This window comes from Streptomyces flavofungini (assembly GCF_041028215.1).
Lineage (GTDB): Bacteria > Actinomycetota > Actinomycetes > Streptomycetales > Streptomycetaceae > Streptomyces > Streptomyces flavofungini_B.
Map to the genome: position 1 here is coordinate 1 of NZ_JASKYR010001188.1, position 1646 is coordinate 1646.

Below are 1646 nucleotides of genomic sequence, written 5' to 3' on the forward strand. Positions count from 1 at the left end.
GGCCCCGGCGCCGAAGCCGACCGGGGTGCCGCACTCGCCGAGACCCTGCTGTCCGAGGCGCGCGAGGAGGTCATGAGGGCCGACAACAAGGCGGGCCTCATGCTGGCGTCCCTGGGAGCGGCCCTCACCGTCCTGCTCGGCGCGATCGGCAGCGGCGGCCTCGCGCCGCAGCAGTACGCCGTGGTCCCGCAGATCCTCCTCTGGCTGGGCTGCGCCGCCTGCGTACCGGCGCTCGCCCTGCTGGGCCTGGCCGTGACACCGCGGCTCGGCCACCCCTCCAGCCGCCATGCCGACTACTTCGGCGACGCGAGGCTCACGACGTCGGTGCCCCAACTGGAGCGGACGGTACGCGGGACCGACCCGAGGACCCGGAGCCTGAGCCAGCTCGCGGTGCTGTCCCGCATCGCCTGGATCAAATACCGCTGCATACGCCACGCACTGGCCTGGGCCGCGGTCTTCTTCGCGCTCTCGCTGCTCGGCGTGGTGACGGGAGTGACGACCTGACGCGGGCGCCCGCGCCGCCCCACCGGACCGGACGCTCCGCGGGTCAGAAGTGCAGCATCGACATCAGTTCCGGGCTCCGTACGCCGGTCGGGACGGCGGGGACGTCCGTTCCCGGCCGGGTCCATCCGGCGCGTTCGGCCGCCGCCACCGCGGCCTTCTCCGCCTCGTCCGCCCGGGAGTTCAGCTCCTCGTCCGCTCCGAGGTGCGCGGCGCCCGCCGCCGCCGACGCCGCGAGGGAGGCCTTGAGGGCGGCCCGGCACGCCGCGTGCGATGCCTCGGTCCCGCCGTCGGCGAGCTGCGCCATCCGGGAGGCCTGTGCGGCGGAGGCCGCGGCGTTCCTCGCGCAGCGGGAGTCCGCCGCCGGGTCGGGCGGGCTCTCGGCGAGGACGGCGAGTGCCTGGGCCGCCACCCGCGCGGCGTGCGCGGCCTTCCAGGCGGTGTCCTCGGCGTGCCCCTCCTGCCCCTCCTGCCCCTCGTGCCCGTCGTGCCCGCCGAGGCCGACGTAGTGGCTCACGGCCGCCGCGCGGGCCGCCGCGCTCTCGGCTCGCGCGGCGTGGCCCTGCCGGAGGGCCACCGCCTCCGGCTCCCGCGCCTCCGGATCACGTTCGCTCATCGGCCTCTCCTCATCCGCCGGGACTCGGGACTCGGGACGAGGGCAGGGTGGCATGGCGTGCCGCAACTGACCAGACGCACGCGCCAGGCTCCGCGCACGGCCGTACGGCCGTACGGCACGGCGGTTCGGCTACGGAGTGCGCGGCGGAGGCGGCAGCAGCAGGTCCCGCTCCGGGTGCTGCTCGCCCGTGACGCTGCCGCTCACGCCGAGGTCACGGCGCGCGGCGTCATGGAAGGTGTTGATCGCGCGGAACACGGACCGGTTGCGGTCCCGCCAGTCGTCGAGGGTTCCCGCGAGGTCCCCCCTTGCCTGCCAGTCGATTCTGATCGCGACGGTGTTCAGTCCGTGGGCGGCCTCGATGACGTCATCGCCGCCGAGCAGCAGGACGCGCTCGAAGGCCCGCCCCCGGAGCCGCATGGCCTCGGCGAGCTCGGCCCGGACCTGCGCCGCGCTCTGCTCGCTCTCGCGGAGCCCCTCGCCGAGTTCGTAGAGGTGCACGGAGAGGAAGACGCAGGCGCGGACCGAGTCG

The 1646-nt window shown here is 75.5% G+C and carries 3 protein-coding genes; 1 reads left to right on the plus strand and 2 read right to left on the minus strand.

Going from position 1 to position 1646, the window contains the following annotated elements; genetic code table 11:
• Positions 1–504 (plus strand): Pycsar system effector family protein (locus AB8Z36_RS39605; RefSeq protein WP_369218202.1); only part of this gene is annotated, 504 nt, incomplete at its 5' end.
• A gap of 43 nt (positions 505–547) precedes the next feature.
• Here AB8Z36_RS39605 and AB8Z36_RS39610 read toward each other — a convergent pair.
• Together AB8Z36_RS39610 and AB8Z36_RS39615 are read right to left on the minus strand one after the other, a co-directional pair.
• Positions 548–1117, minus strand: a complete 570-nt coding sequence (locus AB8Z36_RS39610) for a hypothetical protein (RefSeq protein WP_369218203.1) — start codon at positions 1115–1117, stop codon at positions 548–550.
• Between the two features lie 129 nt (positions 1118–1246).
• Positions 1247–1646, minus strand: a 400-nt coding sequence (locus tag AB8Z36_RS39615; protein WP_369218204.1) for a hypothetical protein, incomplete at its 5' end; no start/stop codon positions are given.

Excerpts from the sequence above, each read along its gene's own strand:
- AB8Z36_RS39610 (WP_369218203.1), bottom strand. The coding sequence starts at position 1,117 with ATGAGCGAACGTGATCCGGAGGCGCGGGAGCCGGAGGCGGTGGCCCTC.